Here is a 17,872-nt window from a genome sequence, read left to right on the forward strand (position 1 = left end):
GCGGGCTGCCCGATGACGCAGGCACGGTGCTCGGCTCGCCGTGGTGATGTGTCCACTGAACGGATCGAGCAGCGGCAGCGCGGTCCTTGGTCGCGGTGGCCGCGCTGCTCGCTTGAACGTCTACGCCTCGCGGTGAGACGGTCACGGGCTGCAGCGATCCATCGACCGATATATGCTGCCCGCAGTTGCTCCCGACAGGAAGCGAGGCGGCGTGTCGTTCCACCCAGCTGAGCCCCGGACCTGGCCCGACGAGCCTGCGCCTGCTGCACTGCCGGAGTTTCCACCCGATCTGACCTTTCCCGACGGTCACCGCTTCGGTGGCGCGCAGCCCTTACCCGCGCCGGTGCCCGCACCGCGGAGGTCGCGAGGGCGGCTGAGCACCCTGCTGACGCTGGTCGTGGTGGTGGCCGTGGGCGCGACCACCGCCGTGCTCGTGCGCAACTGGATGCACGGGGTCTTCGACCGGATGGAGACCGCGGGTCGCACCTCCGTGGTGACACCCGACAAGCTCGGCACGCTGCCCAAGGCCACCGAGGCGTTGCTCAAGGACATGGTCGCCTCGATCAGGTCGGCGTACGACAAGGAGAAGGCCCTCGACCGCGCGACGTCCTCGGTCGTCGCCGCGTACGGGTCGACGAAGAAGAAAGACGCGGTGATCGTGGTCGCGTTCGCCGCGACGATGGTGTCGCCGCGCACCGAACTGGACGCCTTCATGAAAGGTGTGGCGGCCGGCGAGGTCGTCGCCTACACCGATCTCGACCCCGGCCCACTCGGCGGGCAGGCCAGGTGCGGCACCATGACGACGCTGTTCGGCAAGGCGAGCGCCGTGTGCGCGTGGGCCGACAACGGCAGCGTGGGTGGGCTCTTCTTCCTCGACAAACCGCTCAGCGCACAGGTCAAGGAGCGTTTCCTGGCCGCGCGGGCGCAGGTCGAGAAGGTCGAGGCGGCACCGTCGGCCTGAGCGCACACGGCGCTCGCCTTGCCGAACGCCGCCGGCACGGTCAAGGTCGGACGACGAACTCCAGCTCACCTACGGGGTTGGCGAATTCGCTGACCCGCAGTGACACCTGCATCCGCCACATCCCGGCTACCGGGAGCATGACCTGTGCCGTGTAGAGGCCCGCTGATACCTGTGTCAGCGGTACGTCGCCGAGCGTCGCCCCGTCGGACGACAGGCGTACCACCGGCGGTGCGACACCCTCGGTGGGTTCACCGGCCGCGGAAGTCAGCCGCAGGGTGATGGTGTTGGAACCGCGGGTGAGTGGTGTGAGCGAGGCCCGCACCTTGATGTCGCCCAAGGTCGTCGTATGCGTGTCGGGATTGGTCTCGGCCGACACGCTCGCGGGCCGGGAACCGGCCTCGGGACTCGTATCCACGAGGAAGCCGGTGATGAGCAGGGCCACGGCGAGGACGGCGCCCTCGACCGCGGTGGCGCGCACCACCGGTCGGGAGTGTGCTTGTCGGCCGGTCTTGTTCGCTGCCCGGTGGAGCCGGGGGAGGAGTGACCACCTGTTCCACGCCGCGATGGCGACAGCTGCCAGCACGACGGCGATCTTGGCGGTCACCAGCTGTCCGTAGCTGGTGTCGACGAGAGCTGTCCAGGAACCGAGGATCCGCCATACCAGCAGGGAGCCGGTGGCGACCAGGGCCGCGAGGACGCCGGCGGCGGCGGCGGAGAACCGGGCGAGCACCTCGGCCGCGGCAGCGCCATGACTGGACAGGGCCGGCAATGTCAGCGCCAGGCCGGCGAGTCCGCCGAGCCAGACGCCGCCGGCGAGCAGATGCAGCGCGTCCGCACCGATCACGAGGAGTTCGGGGCTCGCCGCGCGGGTGTGCCCCACCAGCGCGGGGGTCATGATCGCGAGCGCGGCGGCCGCCACCGCCGCGCCGCGCCGCGGTCGCGCTGCCGACTCGGGGCCGAGCAGGGCCACAGCCAGCGCCAGTCCGCCCACGACGGCCGCGGTCACGGCGTACTCGGTCAGCGGCAGAGCGGACCACGTTGCGCTCTGGTTGAGCAGTGCCGGCCCGCCGCCGAGCAGATAGACCGCGGTGATCGGCAACGTGGCAAGCCACGCCCCGGCTGCGACGGCCGCGGCGGCTCGCGCGAAGGCGGCCAGACGGCGTCGCGGGCGGGCGACGCCGGGGCCGGCGGGCAGGAACATGGCGGCGAACGCGACTAGCCCGGCGGCGAGAAGGAGCCCGACATAGCCGACCACGCGGGCCAGGGCCAGCGTCCAGGGGACCTGCGGGATGATGTTCGAGTCACTCGAGGAGGGCGTGTTGACGGGGGTGGGCGCGCCGACGGAGAAGGTGAGGGCGCCGCTGATGGGATGCCCGTCCTCGGAGACGACCCGCCAGGTGATCACGGTCGTGCCGTTGCCCAGGCGTGCCGGCAGCGCGACTTCGAGCTCGGTGCCCGTCACGGTCGGTCTCGCCTCGACCAGCTCACCCTGAGCGCCGTAGACCTGGACACCGCCTGGGACGCCGCGTACGGCTTCATCGAACGTGAGCAGGACTCGGTCGGGTGCGGTCTGCAGCACCGCGCCCTCGGCCGGGTCGGTGCCGACCAGGTGCGCGTGCGCGTGCGCCGGCTGGGGGAAGCCGAGCAGCATCGCGGGTACGAAGACCAGGACCAGCAGTGCCGTTGTCCGGATCCGCCGCGGGCGTCGGTCGGTCATGTCCGGCGGCGCTGTCGGACGAGCGCCGCGCCGCCGAGGATCGAGCCGAGCAGGCCGGCCGCCAGCGCGGCGAGCGTCAGCGCGCGGTCCGTTCCCGACACGGGGGCCGTGGTGTGCGCCTGCGCGGAGCGCGAGTCGCCGGCGGTCATGTGGTGGAGCGTGCCCTCAGCGGGCTCGGAGGTGATGAAGCTCGGGGCGGGCAATTCGAGTTCTGCGACGTTCCGCCCGTCCTGCGGGACCTCGATCCAGGCAGATTCGCCCTGCTCGCAGGTCTGGATGGTCGGGAAGGCAAGTTTGGTTCCCGTTGTCTCGGGCAGTTGGACCGTGAGTTCGAAGACCTCGCGGTAGCCGTCCGGGAGCGGGGTTTGCGTGCTGAACGCGACCGAGGCGACTCGTTGCACGATCTTGTTGCCGTGGGAGTCCACTGCGGGCGGGTCGACCGTTTCCGTCTGCTTATCGATCTTCCACAGTGCTGTTCGGGTAGGGGTCACCGAGGTGATCTGCGCGGGGATCTGGATAGTGATCTTGATGGTGGGTGAGTTCTCGCAGCCGTGACCGACGCTGAACTGCAGGACGGCGTGGGCGCCGGCCGCGGTCGTCGAAGGGGTGACGGTGACGTGCGCGCTCGCCGGGGACGCGAAGCCGAAAAGGCTGATGATCAGCGTGGCGGCGCCGGTCTGCATGAGGCGCGTTGCCCGCGTTCGAGCCGGACGGCGGTCGTGCTGGTCGGCCTGGATCCGGGCGGATCCGATGTCGTTGCGCCGCATGTCGCATCCTCGCGCCTCAGGACGAGTCGGCTCGCCGGTGTTGATCCGTGTGGGTGTCGCCGAATCGGGGTCGCAGTGATTCGACCAACAGGTCGAACCAATGTCAAGTATGTGAACTAGCGTAGGTATGCATTGCGGCTCTCAGGGCGGCACGGTAGCGTTCGTTCACGTTGATGAACTGAGGTCCATATCTGTGGACAGCCGGTACAGGGAGGGGCGCCATGCCTAACATCACCGTCGAACTGCTCGCAGGCCGGTCCGTGGAGCAGCGCCGGGCCTTTGCCCGGGCCGTGACCGACAGCGCCGTCGAGATCCTCGGGGCCCGTGAGCAGGACGTCCGCATGGTTTTCACCGAGATCACCGCGGACGTCGTGGCCAACGGGGGTGTGCTGGCCAGCGAGGACGCCAGCCGTGCCGGTGTGGTGGCCGCGCTCGAAAAGCGCTGACGTCGCCGTTCGGGTGTGCAGGTCGATGGGCGCCGGCTGGCCACGATCAGGCGGTGTGGGTGAGCGGATCCCGTGTCTGGCGGTAGTGGTTTACGCGTGTGTTGATGATGGGGCTGACCTGTGGGCAGGGTCAGCCCCATCATCGTTGTCAGCAGTGGGCCGTCGGTGTGGCAAGCCGGGGCGAGGTCCAGGCACCGGCCCGGCACAGGACTGGATCGGTGCGGCCTGCGCAGTGGTGGGTCAGCGCACCAGCCTGTTGTCGCGCATCGCCGACAGGCGGGCCTTCACGCTCAGCAGCGTCTCGATGATGAGGTCTTCCCGGCCCTGCTTGAGGCGGCTGATCGGAACGGCGATGCTCAGCGCGTCGACCGATCGGTGCGAGAAGGGCAGGGCGACGCCGAAGCAGCGCACGCCCAGGCAGGATTCCTCGCTCTCCTCGGCGTAGCCGAGCTGGGCGGCCTTGTCGATGGTCGCCAGCAGGGCGTCCCGGTCGGTGATCGTCTGGGAGGTGATGGCCTTTATGTCGTGGGGGACGAACGTCTCGCGGACGTCTTCGGGCATCTCGGCGAGCATCGCCCGGCCCAGGGCCGTGCTGTAGGCGGGAAGGCGGCGGCCGACGGCCGAGTACATGCGCAACGGATGCTTGGACTCGCGCTTGGCGGTGTAGATGATCTCTGCGCCTTCCAGGCGGCCCAGGTGCACCGTCTCCTCGGTGGCCGCGGCGATCTCGTCCATCACGGCGCTGGCGCGCGACAGCACCGGGTCGCCGTCGATGTAGGCGGAGCTGACGGTCAGCGTGTGGACGCCGAGCCGGTAGACGCTGCCGGTCTGGTCGGTGTCCAGCCATCCGCGAGCGCACATGGTGCGCAGGAGCGCGTGCAGGCTGCTCTTCGGGATGCCGAGGCGGGTGGCCAGCTGCAGCTGGGTGCCGGGGCCGTTGGCGGCGATGTCGTCCAGGACGTCGAGGACACGTGCAGCCGACTTGACCTGCGAGGTGGCGGAGCTGCCGTTGACCGTCTTGTCCGCGTCCACCGCGGGCCTCCTCATCAATCCATCATTCGCATGCACCCGGCGTACAACACTAAACCACAGTTCACATAGAGGGACCGACTTCGGCCCCTTGACTCGTGATCGTAACCACAGGTATCGTCGCGCCCAGTTCACATAGCGGAACCAGGTTCACAAACGAGGAGAAGTTTTGATCGAGGTAAGGCACTCCGCATCGCCGTCCAGCGTGGAGACGGCAACTAATGCGGACCTGCGAAAGAACTTTCTCGTCGAAAGCCTGTTCCGCACCGGCGAGGTCCACGGGGTGTACACCCACGACGACCGGCTGGTCGTCGGGGGAGCGGTCCCGGGCGCCGGCCGGCTGGAGCTGCCGGCCTGGGACGTGCTCGGCACGACGTCGCACCTGGCCCGCCGCGAGCTCGGCATCGTCAACGTCGGCCAGTCCGGCCACGTGCTCGTCAACGACGAGAAGTTCGAGCTCCGTCACCTCGACGGGCTGTTCGTCGGCCGCGGCAACGAGGTCGTGTTCGCCGGTCCCGATGCCGCGTTCTACTTCGTCTCCGCTCCGGCACACGCGGCCTACCCCACCGCCCTGCTGAGCCACTCGGCGATCGAGCCGGTCAAGCTGGGCACGCCGCAGGGCGCGAGCCAGCGCAGCCTCTACCGGTACGCCTGGGGTCAGGAGCTGCAGACCTCGGTGCTCCAGTTCGGCGTGACCGTCATCGCCGACGGCTCCGTATGGAACACCTTCCCGCCGCACCTGCACGACCGGCGCACCGAGGTCTACATGTACGTCGACCTCGACGAGAAGGACCGGATCTTCCATCTGATGGGCCAGCCCGGCGCCGCCCGCCACCTGGTCGTGCGTGACCGCGAGGCCGTCATCTCGCCGCCGTGGTCGATCCACTCGGGCGTCGGCACCGGCTCGTACGCCTTCATCTGGGCGATGGGCGGGGAGAACAACGACTACACCGATCTGCAGCCAGTGGCGCTGGAGGATCTGTGAGCGCCCAGCCCGCCGCCGAACTCCGCTCGCCGTTCGACCTCACCGGCCGATGCGCCGTCGTGACCGGCGCGGGCCGCGGCCTGGGGCAGGCCATCGCCGTCGGGCTCGCCCGGGCCGGAGCCGACCTGGTCCTGCTGGGCAGATCGGCAAGCCAGTCGGCCACCCGGGACCAGCTGGCCGACCTCGGCCGTGACGTGGAGGTCGTCGACCTCGACGTCAGCGACCACGATGCCGTCGAGCGGGTCGCCGCGCAGGTGAACAGCAACCGCCAGGTCGACATCCTGGTCAACAACGCCGGCATCATCGACCGCGCGGACTCGGTGGACGTGAGCCGGCAGTCGTGGAACAGCGTGGTGGACGTCAACCTGACCGGGCTGTTCCTCCTCTGCCAGCAGTTCGGACGCCCGATGACCGAACGCGGGCACGGCAAGATCGTCAACGTCGCCAGCCTGCTCTCGTTCCAGGGCGGGCTCCGCGTGGCCGCGTACGCCGCCAGCAAGCACGGCGTCGCCGGCGTGACCAAGGCCTTGGCCAACGAGTGGGCTCCGCTCGGTGTGCAGGTCAACGCCATCGCGCCCGGCTACATGAACACCGACAACACGACCGCGCTGCGGGCGGACCCGGACCGATCCCGGTCCATCCTCGAGCGCATCCCGGCGGGCCGCTGGGGAGACGCCTCCGACATCGCCGGAGCGGCCGTCTTCCTGAGCTCCGCCGCCGCCGACTACGTCAACGGCCACGTCCTGGTCGTCGACGGAGGCTGGATGGCCCGCTGACCCTGGCCTCCAGCGCACCGAACCAGCACCATACAACGACACTGTCGCCACCAGCCCACCGGCGACAGATTCCGCTCTTCAGCTCGTGCCACCCCTCCCGCCGGATCGTCCGGCATGAAGAGATCGAGGATCAACCATGAGGATCGCCATACGTCCCGCGGCAGTCTTGATGACCCTGTCGCTGGCAGCCGCCGCCCTGGCCGGCTGCAGCGAGGAGGCAGCCGGCGACAAGGACCCCGCCGGCGCGGGCGCCTGCAAGCCGGCTGACGTCAAACTGGTGGGCCAGGTCCGCAACGAGTCCAACCCCTACGAGGCCTCGTGGCTGGCCGGCGGCGACGCCTTCGCCAAGTCGGTCGGCCTCACCCAGCAGCGCCTCACCTACGGCGGTGACTCCACCAAGCAGCAGGAGCAGATCAGCCAGCTCCTCGCCGGCGACACCAAGTGCCTGGTCATGAACGTGCTCCCCAACGGCGACTCGGACACCGCGCCGATCGTCAAGGGAGCCGACAAGGCCGGCGCGTTCCTCGTCACCCAGTGGAACAAGCCGGCCGACCTGAAGCCGGCCGACTACAAGACGTGGATCAGCCACATCACCTACAACGGCGTCGAGTCCGGCAAGCAGATCGGTGACGCGCTCGCCAAGTCGATCGGCGGCTCGGGCGGCATCATCGCGCTGCAGGGCGTCCTGGACACCGCGGCCGCCAAGGACCGGTTCGCCGGCCTGCAGGCGTCGCTCAAGGAGAACGCCGGCGTACAGCTGCTCGACCAGCAGACCGCCAACTTCTCCCGCGCCGAGGCGCTGACCGTGACCAAGACGCTGCTGACCAAGCACGGCGACAAGGTCAAGGGCATCTGGGCCGCCAACGACGACATGGCGCTCGGCGCTCTGGAGGCACTGCAGCAGGCGGGCAAGTCCGGCAAGGTGGCCGTCGTCGGCATCGACGCCGTGCCCGACGCCGTCACGGCGGTCCAGAACGGCACGATGACCGCCACCGTCTCCAGCGACGGCACCTGGCAGGGCGGCATCGGCCTGGCGATCGGCTTCTGCGCCGCCACCGGCAAGCTGCAGGTCAAGGACATCGCCGCGGACAACCGGGCGTTCTACGCCGAGCAGTTCCTCATCACCAAGGACAACGCCGCCCAGTTCGCCCAGCCGAAGACCGATCCCGCGGACTTCGACTGCGCCAACGTCTTCAAGCGTGTGGCCGGGCCCCTGAAGTGACGGTAACCACCGGGGTCGCCGCGTCTCGCCGGATCATTCGGCGGGGCGCGGCGTTTCGAGACGCCGGGCCGCCGGTCGCGCTGGTCGTCATCTTCTTGATCTTCGCAGCCCTGAGCCCGCAGTTCCGCAGCATCGCCAACGTCCAGAACATCGTGGACGCCGCCGCAGTGCTCGCCGTGGTCACCTGCGGCATCACATTCGTGCTGATGATGGGCTCCATCGACCTGTCGTCCGCCGGCGTGATGGGCGCATCCGCGCTGACCGTGTCGCTGCTGGTGGCCAACAACCGCAACGACAACGACTTCGGTCTTGCCGGTATCGCGGCCGCGATCGTGCTGGGCTGCGCGTTCGGCTTCCTGAGCGGGCTCGCTCTGGTCCTGCTGAAGGTGCCCTCGTTCATGGCCACGCTCGGGGTGTCGGCCATCGGGCTCGGCGTGGCGACCCTCATGTTCGCCGGCGTACAGCCCAACATCTCCGACGCCATGCTCAAGAGCTGGGCGATCGACCGCTTCCTGGGCTTGTCCTACCTCACCTGGATCGCCGCCGCGTGCATCCTGGCGGGCTGGCTCATCCAGCGCTACACCCGCCTCGGCCGGTACGCGTTCGCGATCGGCGGCGCCGAGGAGGTGCTCACGCTGTCCGGCGTACGGGTCAAGCCGTACAAGGTCGCGGTCTTCACCGTCGCCGGCGCCTTCTACGGCCTCGCCGGGGTCATGGTGACCAGCCAGCTCGGCGCCGGCCTCGTCCAGGCCGGCAACGGATACGACTTCTCGGCCATCACCGCCGCCGTCGTCGGCGGCACCCTGCTCACCGGGGGCCGGGGCGGCATCCTGCACTCCACCGTCGGCGTCCTGCTCGTCATGGTGCTCACCAACGGCCTCGTACAGATCGGAGTCAGCCCGTACTGGCAGGGCGGGGTCGAGGGCCTGATCGTCGTGGCCGCGGTCGCCGCCGCGGTCATCCCCCAGCGTCGAAGAAACCAGGTGGTCAAGTGAGCGTCCCAGCCGAACGGGAGCCCGCGACGTCCGCGCCGGTGCCGGCGCTGGAGGTCCGCGGCCTCGTCAAGCACTACCCGGGGGTGAAGGCTCTCGACGGCGTCGACCTGGTGGTCCGTCAGCACGAGGTGCTGGGTCTGGCCGGCGAGAACGGCGCGGGCAAGTCCACGCTGCTCAAAGCGCTGGTCGGCCTGGTCACCCCCGACGCCGGCGAGATCTACGTCCGCGGCGGGGCCGTCAAGCTGCGCAGCGTCGTCGAGGCCGCCAACCACGGCATCGGCATGGTGTTCCAGGAGCAGTCCCTGGTGCCCAACCTGACCGCGGCGGAGAACATCCTCCTCGGCAGCGAAGGCGCCGCGGTCCGTCGGGGCGTCTACCGCTGGGACGTCATGCGCCGCCTGGCCCAGGAGCAGCTCGACAAGATCGGTTCGAAGATCGACCCCCTCGCCCGTACCGACACGCTCTCCTTCGCCGACCGGCAGATGGTCGAGATCGCCAAGGTGCTGCGCATCGAGCAGCGCAGCCAGCACCCGCCGGTGATCATCCTGGACGAGCCGACCTCGGTGCTGGAGTCCAAGGAGATCGACACCCTGTTCGCGCAGATCCGCCGGCTGCGCGAGTTCGCGTCGGTCGTCTTCGTCTCGCACCGTCTCGACGAGGTGCTGGACGTGTGCGACCGGGTGACCGTGCTGCGCGGCGGCCAGTCCGTCGGGGAGGTCGCCACGGCCGGCGCCGTACCGCGCGAGCTGCACCGGATGATGATCGGGTCCACCGGGTCAGACGACCACTACCACGAGAACGCCGCCGAGCCGGTCGAGGCCGAGCAGCCCCGGCTGTCCGTACGCGGGCTGTCGGGCAAGTCGTTCCGGGACATCGACCTCGACGTCGCGGCAGGCGAGATCGTGGCGATCGTCGGCGTGCACGGATCCGGCCGGGAGGACGTCTGCCGCGCCCTGTTCGGCATCGAGCCGACGAGCGCCGGCGAGATCAGGATGGACGGCAAGAAGATCAGCCTGCCCAACACCCGGGCCGCGTGCGCGGCCGGCATCGGCTACGTGCCGGCCGAACGCAAGATCGAAGGCATGGTCGGCCCGATGTCGGTGGCCGAGAACATGACCCTGACCAAGCAGAAGGCCCGCTGCGCCGGCCCGTTCGTGGTGCCGAAGAAGCAGGCCGGCCTGGTGGACCGCTGGATCGAGCGGCTGTCCATCCGCACGCCCACCCGCGACACCGCCATCCAGCGGCTGTCCGGCGGCAACCAGCAGAAGGTCGTCCTGGCCCGGTGGCTGATCGGCGGCGACATCCGGCTGCTGCTGCTGGACCACCCGACCCGCGGCCTGGACATCGGCGCCCGCTCCGAGGTCTACCGGCTGATGCGTGAGCTCGCCGCGAGCGGGGTCGCCACCGTGCTGCTGGCCGACAGCCTCGAGGAGGCCATCGGCATGGCCGACCGCATCCTGGTCATGAACGACGGCCGGGTCGCGACCGAGGTCGGCTGCCCCAGCGGCGGCAAACCGAGCCCTCTGGACCTCGTGAAAGAGATGGTATGAGCACTCCCGTCGCCGTGCAGCCGGTCGCCGAACCCGCGGCCGGCAGAAGTGGCCCTCGCCCAGCCAGTCGACTCACCGGGTTCATGCCGCTCATCGCCCTGGTGGGGCTGGTGGTGGCGCTGACGGTGGCCGACCCGGACTTCCTGACTCTGCGGAGCCTGACCGCGGTGTCACGGACCGCGGCCCCGCTCATCGTGCTCGCCGCGGGGGCGACGCTCATCGTGCTCTGCGGTGGCATCGATCTTTCCATCGCGGCGTTGGCCTCGCTTTCGACGGTCCTGCTGGCCCTCTGGCTGCCGGACCTCGGCGGCCTGGCCACGCCGGTCGTCATCGCCGTCGCCGCGGCGATCGGCGCGGTGCAGGGCCTGGCGCATGTGCTGCTACGGATTCCGTCGTTCATCGTCACCCTCGGCGGGATGAGCATCCTGTCCGCGGTCGCCCTCGTCGTCTCCGGCGCAGGCACCGTGCGGGTGGTGGACGACTCGACGGTCAAGTGGCTCGAACTGTATGTCGCCGGCTACGTGCCGATGTCGGCCGCGATGGCGCTGCTCGTCGTCGCCCTGATCGCCGCCGTCGTCAAGGCGACCCCGCTGCACAGCTGGATCTCGGCCACCGGCTACTCCGAGTCGGCCGCGCGGCTCGCGGGCACGCCGGTCGACCTGGTCAAGATCGGTGCGTTCTGCGTCTCCGGCGCCTGCGCCGGGTTCGCCGCGGTCATGCTGGTCTCGCGGCAGTTCAGCGGCGGCCCCACCATGGCCGACAATCTGCTGCTGCCGGCGGTCGCGGCGATCGTCGTCGGCGGCACCGCCATCACCGGCGGTCACGGCAGCCTGTGGCGAAGTCTCGCCGGCGCGCTCGTCGTGACGCTGCTGCGGGTCGGCCTGCCGATCGTCGGCGTGCCGTCCGCCTACGAACAGATCCTGTACGGCGTCATCATCGTCGTCGCCGTCGCACTCACCCTCGACTGGTCAAAGGTGTCGATCATCAAATAGCCGAGCCGAATCCTCACGACCTAGGTAACCGCACATACGGAAGGCCATCATGTCCCACGAGAACTCCACGCTCCTGCCCGCCGTCCGATCGTTCCTGTCCTCGCCCAAGCAGCTGCTCATCGGCGGCGAGTGGGTGGACGCGAAGGACGGCAGGACGTTCGCCACCGTCAACCCGTCGACCGAGGAGGTGCTTGTCCAGGTCGCGTACGCGTCCGCCGTCGACGTGGACCGCGCGGTCGTGGCGGCCCGCACGGCGTTCGAGTCCGGCCCGTGGTCGAAGATGACCCCGCGTGACCGCTCCCACCTGCTGTGGCGCATCGGCGACCTCATCGACGCCAATGCCGACGAGTTCGCCCAGCTGGAGGCCCTCGACAACGGCAAGCGCGTCGACGCCGCCCGCGACGGCGACGTCGCGATCTCCGCCGAGCTCTTCCGTTACTTCGCGGGCTGGGCGACCAAGATGGAAGGCACGACCATCCCGATGTCCGTGCCGGGCCGCGAGTTCCACGCCTACACCCGCCGCGAGGCGGTCGGCGTCGTCGCGGGCATCGTGCCGTGGAACTTCCCCCTGCTGATGGCCTGCTTCAAGATTGTCCCGGCCATCACCGCGGGCAACACCGTCATCCTCAAGCCGGCCGAGCAGACTCCGCTGACGGCGCTGCGCCTCGGTGAGCTCCTGCTGGAGGCCGGCGTGCCCGCCGGGGTCGTGAACATCCTGCCCGGCTTCGGTGACACCGGGGCCGCGCTGGTCGACCACCACGGCGTCGACAAGGTCGCCTTCACCGGCAGCACCGAGGTCGGCAAGAAGATCGCCGCCGCGGCCTCGGGCAACCTCAAGAAGGTCTCCCTGGAGCTCGGCGGCAAGGCCCCCAACATCATCTTCAACGACGCCGACATCGACGCCGCAATCGCCGGCGCCGTGCTGGGCGGCTATTTCAACGAGGGGCAGTGCTGCGTCAACGGCTCGCGCCTGTACGTCCAGCGCGGTGTCTTCGACCAGGTCGTCGAGGGGGTGGCGGCAGCCGCACGTGCGATCAGGGTCGGCGACGGCTTCGACGCGGCCTCGCAGATGGGCCCGCTCGTCTCCCGGGAGCAGCATGAGAAGGTGCTCGGCTACATCCGCGGGGCGGTGGCCGAAGGCGCCGTGCTGAACGCCGGAAGCGCCGATGCGGTCGGCGATCGCGGCTTCTTCGTGTCGCCCACGCTCATCACGTCCGTGAACGAGCGGATGGCCGTGCAGACCGACGAGATCTTCGGCCCGGTCGTGACGGCGCTTCCCTTCGACACCGAGGAGGAGGTCGTCGCGGCGGCGAACAACACGGTGTACGGGCTCGCCGCGGGTGTCTGGTCGCAGAACATCGGCACCGCGCACCGCGTCGGCGCCCGCCTGCGGGCCGGCACGGTGTGGCTCAACACGTGGCACGCCGATGACGTCACCCTGCCGCGCGGCGGCTTCAAGCAGTCGGGCTGGGGCCGCGAGCTCGGCTCGTTCGGCCTGGATGACTACACCCAGCTCAAGACCGTTATCGCCGAGCTGCGCTGAGCATCGGCTCACCGTCGAGGTGAGCGGTGCGCGTGACCTGAGGTAGGCCCCCGGAGATCCTTCCGGCGGGCCTACCTCCGTATGGGCTGCCGCCCCGGCAACTCGGGGATCAAGTTTGAGTTCGCATATGAGAACGAGGTAATTGGAGCGTTCATGTATGTAGACCCAGTTCTTGACATCCTATTCATGAGTGTCTTACGTTCAGGCTTCCGTGGCGGTCTCCGTCCCCGCCGCCACGACCGCCGAACCTCAAGGGATCTCTTATGAAAGTGCCCCGCAGGTCTGCCCGCTCCCTCCTATTCGCACCGCTCCAACGATGGACCGGAGGTCTGTCCGGCCGGGCGGCCGCGACGTTGGTCGCGCTGGCCACCATCGCCGGGTTGCTGACGGGCCCCACCGCAGCGCATGCAGCCCCCGACAACGACGGCCGGCTCAGCGTCCTGCTGTTCTACAAGCCCAACTTCCACGCCTCGAACGTGCAGGCCCGGCAGGCCGTGCGCGACCTGGCCGCCGAACTCGGCACGCAGTACGGCCAGCCGGTGGACATCCAGGAGACCGAGGACCCCGCGGCGTTCAACACCGCGAACCTCGCCATCCGCGACACGGTCGTCTTCGCGCAGACGGGCGGTGTGCTGTTCAACGCGGCACAGCGCTCCGCGCTGGAGACCTACATCCGCGGCGGCGGCGGCTTCATGGGCATGCACTACACCGGCTGGTCGGTCGGTGAGAGCGAGCACGACGTCAACCCGTTCTACGCCCGCCTGGTCGGCGCCGCCTCCGAGGGCCACCCGGAGAATCCCGGGGTGCGGCCGGGCCGCGTGTTCGTGAAGAGCACCGGCCACCCGCTCGTCCAGAACGTGCCGGCCAGCATCACCCGCAGCGACGAGTGGTACGACTGGGTCGTCAACCCGGCGCCCTGGGTGCGCACCCTCATCGAGGCCGACGAGTCCTCCTACGGCATGGGCCGGCAGGGCTCCATGCACCCGGTCACCTGGTGCCAGCAGATCGACTCCGGCCGGTCCTGGTACACCTCGATGGGCCACGAGGGCACCGCGTACGCCGAGTCCTACATGCGCGCCCAGATGAAGAACGGCCTCGCCTACGCCGCCAAGCTGCTGGCCGCGGACTGCTCGCCGCCGGCCAAGGACCAGGCCGGCGGCTGGAGCGGCGTCACGCCGTGGCCGCTGGTCCCGATCAACATGGCGCTGACCTCTGACGGCCGGGTGCAGTCCTTCGGCAGCGTCGGCGGCTGGGGCAACGACACCACGCCCTACGACTGGACCGGCAACGACGGGGTCACCCAGGGCGGCCAGATGGAGGTCGACGTCTGGGATCCCGCCCAGCCGCGCACTTTGGCGAACGTCCGCAACGGCATCCTGCCGAACACCACGTACACCGACCTGTTCTGCGCCATGCAGGTGCAGTCCCCGCACGACCACTCCACCATGACGGTCGGCGGCGACGACGGCATGGGCGGCAACGCCCCCAACGACGGCGCGATCGGCGTCACCAGCTACTCCACCAACAACGGGCTGCAGAACGAAGCGCCCATGAACTACCCGCGCTGGTACCCGACGGGAACCACCATGCCCAACGGCGACGTCGTCGTGCAGGGTGGCAGCCTCACCGGTGGACCGGGCGGGCGCGGTGTCCTCACCCCGGAGATCTACACCCCGGAGCAGGGCTCGGGCTGGAAGAAGCTCACCGGGGCCACGAACTCGGCCGCGTACGGTGACGGCGGGTCCGACCACGCCGGCGCGGACGAGAACCGCTGGTGGTACCCGCGCGCGTTCGTGTCCCCGACCACCGGGACGCTGTTCAACATCACCGGCTCGCAGATGTACGAGCTCAACCCGTACGGCAACAGCGGCACCGGTCAGCTGACGCTGCGCGGCACCCTGCCGGCCAACATCTCCAACCAGGGTGCCAACGGCAACCCGGTCGGCGCCACGTCCACCGCCACGATGTTCCGCCCCGGCAAGATCCTGCAGGTCGGCGGCGGCTGGTGGGGCAACGGCGGTGGCCCCGACGGCGCCCGTGCCGGTTTCGTCGTCGACATCACCGGCGGCACCGCCAACCCGGTCGTCACGGCGACCCAGCCGATGAAGTACCAGCGCCACTGGGCGACCTCGACCCTGCTGCCCGACGGCCGGGTGCTGGTCACCGGCGGCGCCCGGGAGAACAACGGCAACGGCGGCTACGTCACCAACCCCGAGATCTGGAACCCGGACACCGGCGCCTGGACCGAGGTCGTGATTCCGGCCGAGCACGCCCGGCTCTACCACTCCACCGCCCTGCTCCTGCCCGACGGCCGGGTCATGATCGGCGGCGGTGGCGCGCCCGGTCCGCGCAACTACACCGACGTGGAGTACTACTCCCCGAACTACCTGTTCGACGGCAACAACCCCGCTCCTCGCCCGGTGATCAACACGGCGCCGGCGAAGATCGGCTACAACGGCACCTTCCAGATCGCCGCGACGGGCACGATCTCCAAGGTCGCGCTGGTCCGCAACGGCTCCGTGACGCACGGGTTCAACAACGACCAGAACTTCCAGAACCTGGCGTTCACCCAGTCCGGTGGCACGGTCACCATCAACTCGCCGCTGAACGGCAACTACGCCCCGGCCGGTGCGTACATGCTGTTCGTCTTCGACGCCGCAGGCACCCCGTCGGTCGCGAAGATCATCAAGATCGACCCCGCGGTCATCATGACGAACCTCAACCCGCGGGTCGTCGACCAGTTCGAGTACCCGCGCCTGCCGGCCGAGTGGCGCACCAACAACCCGCCCGCGACGGTCGACGTCGCCGCCGGCAACAGCCGGATGGTGCCGTGGACGGTCACCAGCCAGGTCCAGCTGGTGCGCAGCAACGCCACCGGCCAGGGCGGCCTCGGCTTCACCGGCTACCAGCTGTCGCTGGGCGCCTCGGGCAGCCTCAGGCGCACCGTCAGCGATCTCACCCCCGGCAACACGTACCGGGTATCGCTGCGCTACGCCCGCGACGCCCGGGTCGCCGGGTCCGCCGCGGCGACGGCCACCCTGTCGATCGGCAGCCTGAGCACCACGCTCACCGCCACGACAGCGCTGCCGTCGACAGCCGCGTACGGCACCTACTCCGGCACCTTCACGGCCGCGACCGCTTCGCAGCTGCTCACCCTGACGGGGACCGGCACCGGCCTGATGATCGACGATCTGGTGATCGTCGGCGACAACGCTCCGCCGCCCGCCACGGGCATCCCGGTGCGTTTCGAGTTCGAGGAGGGCCAGGGCACCACCGCGGCCAACACCGGCTCCGTCAGCGGGGTGGGCTCGGCCGTGCTGACCGGGACCACCGGCTGGTCGGTCAACGGTGTCCTCGGCAAGGCGATCAACCTGCCTGGCGGCGCCAACACCAACGCGGTGGACCTGCCGGACAACCTGCTGCAGGGCGCGGCGAACTTCTCCACCAGCTTCTGGGTTCGCCCCGACACGAAGTCCAACTGGACCGGCCTGTTCCACATCGGTGACGGCCTCGGCTCCGCCGGGAGCTACTACCAGATCCAGATGCAGACGCAGGCAGGTGGCAGCACCGGACTGGCCGTCACCTTCAAGGGCAAGACCGGCCCCGAGGAGCGGGTCTTCGCCACTCCGGCGCAGGACGTGGCCGTCAACCAGTGGAGCCATGTGGCCTTCACCCGCCAGGGCTCGATCGGCACGCTGTACCTCAACGGCGTGGTGATCGCGACGCGTACCGACCTGACCGTCGGCATGACCGAGGTCGGCCCGACGGCCAACAACTGGCTGGGCCGCAACGGCTACGGGGACCTGCCGTTCGACGGTCTGATGGACGACGTGCGCGTGTACACGTCCACGCTGACCGCGGCGGACGTCGCCGCGATGTACAACGAAGGTGTCTCCGTCCGGTACACCTTCGACGAGAACACGGGCGCCTCCGCCGCCAACACCGGAGCGAAGGCGTCGATCGGCGCAGCCTCCTTCCTGGGTACGACCGGCTGGAGCGCAGCCGGCCAGTACGGCAGCGCGGTGTCACTGCCGGGCGGTGCCGCGAGTACGAACAACCAGGTCCGGCTGCCTGACAACATCCAGGCCGGACTGGACGAGCAGTTCACCGTGTCCTTCTGGGCGCGCCCGGACACGCTTCCGAGCTGGGTGCCGCTGGTGCAGATCGGCAGCAGCACGGACACGTTCTTCCTGCTCCAGTCGTCCACGAACGGGACGACGACCGGGTTCGGGGCCACGTTCAAGGCAGCGGGGGTCGCGACGCAGGAACGGCTCCTGCTCGGTGCGGGCAGGGACCTGCCGCTCAACGCGTGGACCCATGTGGTCTTCACGATGAACGGGTCGACCGGGAAGATCTACTTCAACGGCGTCCTGCAGGCCACCCGCACCGATTTCACCATCGGTATCGGTGACGTCGGCGTGGGCGGCACCACCACGGCCAACTTCATCGGCGGGACGAGCTGGGGGGACCCGAGGTTCGACGGGTTGATCGACGACTTCCGGCTGTACGGTTACGAGCTCAGCGCCGAGCAGGTGACGCAGTTGCATGCGGGTCGCCGCTGAGCGCGCCGTCGTCGTAGGGCTGCTCACTCTGGTCGCCTGCCGATGAAGTGATTCGTCGCCCCGGTCGGCGGGCAGCCAGGTTGCGGTTCGAGCGAGCAACGCGGATGACATGACGACGTGGGCCCCGGGAGGATTCCCGGGGCCCACGTCCTGTGCCGAGCGTGTGCTGGTGGCGTCGAAATCGGCTCTCGCCCCGGCAGGATGCCTTCCAGGGCCTCACGCTCCGCGGAGTAGGCAGATCTCGCATCCTGGTGGTCAGACATCCGGGGATGCCGGCAGCGACCACGGCTACCGCGACGGGCCCCCGATCGAGGCGGACTCGGCTCC

The 17,872-nt window shown here is 69.5% G+C and carries 13 protein-coding genes; 10 read left to right on the forward strand and 3 right to left on the reverse strand.

What is annotated here, in order from left to right:
* The first annotated feature begins 343 nt into the window (after positions 1-343).
* On the forward strand, positions 344-961 hold the full coding sequence (locus F6W97_RS00245; RefSeq protein WP_155368028.1) for a hypothetical protein: 618 nt from the start codon (positions 344-346) through the stop codon (positions 959-961).
* Positions 962-1,001: 40 nt separating this feature from the next.
* On the opposite strand, the gene F6W97_RS00250 is transcribed toward F6W97_RS00245, so the two are convergent.
* Both F6W97_RS00250 and F6W97_RS00255 read right to left on the reverse strand, forming a co-directional pair.
* On the reverse strand, positions 1,002-2,678 hold the full coding sequence (locus F6W97_RS00250; RefSeq protein ID WP_155368029.1) for a copper resistance CopC/CopD family protein: 1,677 nt from the start codon (positions 2,676-2,678) through the stop codon (positions 1,002-1,004).
* Positions 2,675-3,445 carry a YcnI family copper-binding membrane protein gene (locus F6W97_RS00255; RefSeq protein WP_155368030.1) on the reverse strand — a complete coding sequence of 257 codons (771 nt, stop codon included), beginning with the start codon at positions 3,443-3,445 and terminating at the stop codon, positions 2,675-2,677. Before F6W97_RS00255 ends, F6W97_RS00250 begins: the two co-directional genes overlap by 4 nt.
* Positions 3,446-3,666: 221 nt before the next feature.
* Here F6W97_RS00255 and F6W97_RS00260 point away from each other — a divergent pair, with 221 nt between their 5' ends.
* A complete protein-coding gene (locus F6W97_RS00260; protein ID WP_155368031.1) occupies positions 3,667-3,891 on the forward strand; it encodes a tautomerase family protein in 225 nt (74 codons plus the stop codon).
* 240 nt (positions 3,892-4,131) lie between these two features.
* On the opposite strand, the gene F6W97_RS00265 is transcribed toward F6W97_RS00260, so the two are convergent.
* On the reverse strand, positions 4,132-4,938 hold the full coding sequence (locus F6W97_RS00265; protein WP_155368032.1) for an IclR family transcriptional regulator: 807 nt from the start codon (positions 4,936-4,938) through the stop codon (positions 4,132-4,134).
* A gap of 151 nt (positions 4,939-5,089) precedes the next feature.
* Here F6W97_RS00265 and kduI point away from each other — a divergent pair, with 151 nt between their 5' ends.
* The 8 genes from kduI (at position 5,090) to F6W97_RS00305 (ending at position 17,545) form a co-directional block, all read left to right on the forward strand.
* Complete coding sequence (gene kduI, locus F6W97_RS00270; RefSeq protein ID WP_155368033.1) at positions 5,090-5,905, forward strand: 5-dehydro-4-deoxy-D-glucuronate isomerase; 816 nt, start codon at positions 5,090-5,092, stop codon at positions 5,903-5,905.
* Positions 5,902-6,681 (forward strand): 2-dehydro-3-deoxy-D-gluconate 5-dehydrogenase KduD, encoded by a 780-nt coding sequence (gene kduD / locus F6W97_RS00275; protein ID WP_155368034.1) that lies wholly within the window; start codon positions 5,902-5,904, stop codon positions 6,679-6,681. Before kduI ends, kduD begins: the two co-directional genes overlap by 4 nt.
* A 136-nt stretch (positions 6,682-6,817) precedes the next feature.
* Complete coding sequence (locus tag F6W97_RS00280; RefSeq protein WP_155368035.1) at positions 6,818-7,903, forward strand: sugar ABC transporter substrate-binding protein; 1,086 nt, start codon at positions 6,818-6,820, stop codon at positions 7,901-7,903.
* 95 nt (positions 7,904-7,998) lie between these two features.
* Positions 7,999-8,898, forward strand: a complete 900-nt coding sequence (locus F6W97_RS00285) for an ABC transporter permease (protein ID WP_230686279.1) — start codon at positions 7,999-8,001, stop codon at positions 8,896-8,898.
* Positions 8,895-10,448, forward strand: a complete 1,554-nt coding sequence (locus F6W97_RS00290; RefSeq protein ID WP_155368036.1) for a sugar ABC transporter ATP-binding protein — start codon at positions 8,895-8,897, stop codon at positions 10,446-10,448. Before F6W97_RS00285 ends, F6W97_RS00290 begins: the two co-directional genes overlap by 4 nt.
* Positions 10,445-11,440: an ABC transporter permease gene (locus F6W97_RS00295; protein WP_155368037.1), complete on the forward strand. Its 996-nt coding sequence runs from the start codon at positions 10,445-10,447 to the stop codon at positions 11,438-11,440. The genes F6W97_RS00290 and F6W97_RS00295 overlap by 4 nt, the downstream gene beginning before the upstream one ends.
* Before the next feature lie 49 nt (positions 11,441-11,489).
* On the forward strand, positions 11,490-12,983 hold the full coding sequence (locus F6W97_RS00300; protein ID WP_155368038.1) for an aldehyde dehydrogenase family protein: 1,494 nt from the start codon (positions 11,490-11,492) through the stop codon (positions 12,981-12,983).
* A 380-nt stretch (positions 12,984-13,363) separates the two neighbouring features.
* A complete protein-coding gene (locus tag F6W97_RS00305) occupies positions 13,364-17,545 on the forward strand; it encodes a LamG-like jellyroll fold domain-containing protein (RefSeq protein ID WP_230686280.1) in 4,182 nt (1,393 codons plus the stop codon).
* Positions 17,546-17,872 lie beyond the last annotated feature (327 nt).

The sequence above is a fragment of the Catellatospora vulcania genome (genome assembly GCF_009720385.1).
Lineage (GTDB): Bacteria > Actinomycetota > Actinomycetes > Mycobacteriales > Micromonosporaceae > Catellatospora > Catellatospora vulcania.

Coding starts and splice junctions, on each gene's coding strand:
- F6W97_RS00250 (WP_155368029.1), bottom strand. CDS start 2,678: ATGACCGACCGACGCCCGCGGCGGATCCGGACAACGGCACTGCTGGTC.
- F6W97_RS00255 (WP_155368030.1), bottom strand. CDS start 3,445: ATGCGGCGCAACGACATCGGATCCGCCCGGATCCAGGCCGACCAGCAC.
- F6W97_RS00260 (WP_155368031.1), top strand. CDS start 3,667: ATGCCTAACATCACCGTCGAACTGCTCGCAGGCCGGTCCGTGGAGCAG.
- F6W97_RS00265 (WP_155368032.1), bottom strand. CDS start 4,938: ATGAGGAGGCCCGCGGTGGACGCGGACAAGACGGTCAACGGCAGCTCC.
- F6W97_RS00280 (WP_155368035.1), top strand. CDS start 6,818: ATGAGGATCGCCATACGTCCCGCGGCAGTCTTGATGACCCTGTCGCTG.
- F6W97_RS00295 (WP_155368037.1), top strand. CDS start 10,445: ATGAGCACTCCCGTCGCCGTGCAGCCGGTCGCCGAACCCGCGGCCGGC.
- F6W97_RS00300 (WP_155368038.1), top strand. CDS start 11,490: ATGTCCCACGAGAACTCCACGCTCCTGCCCGCCGTCCGATCGTTCCTG.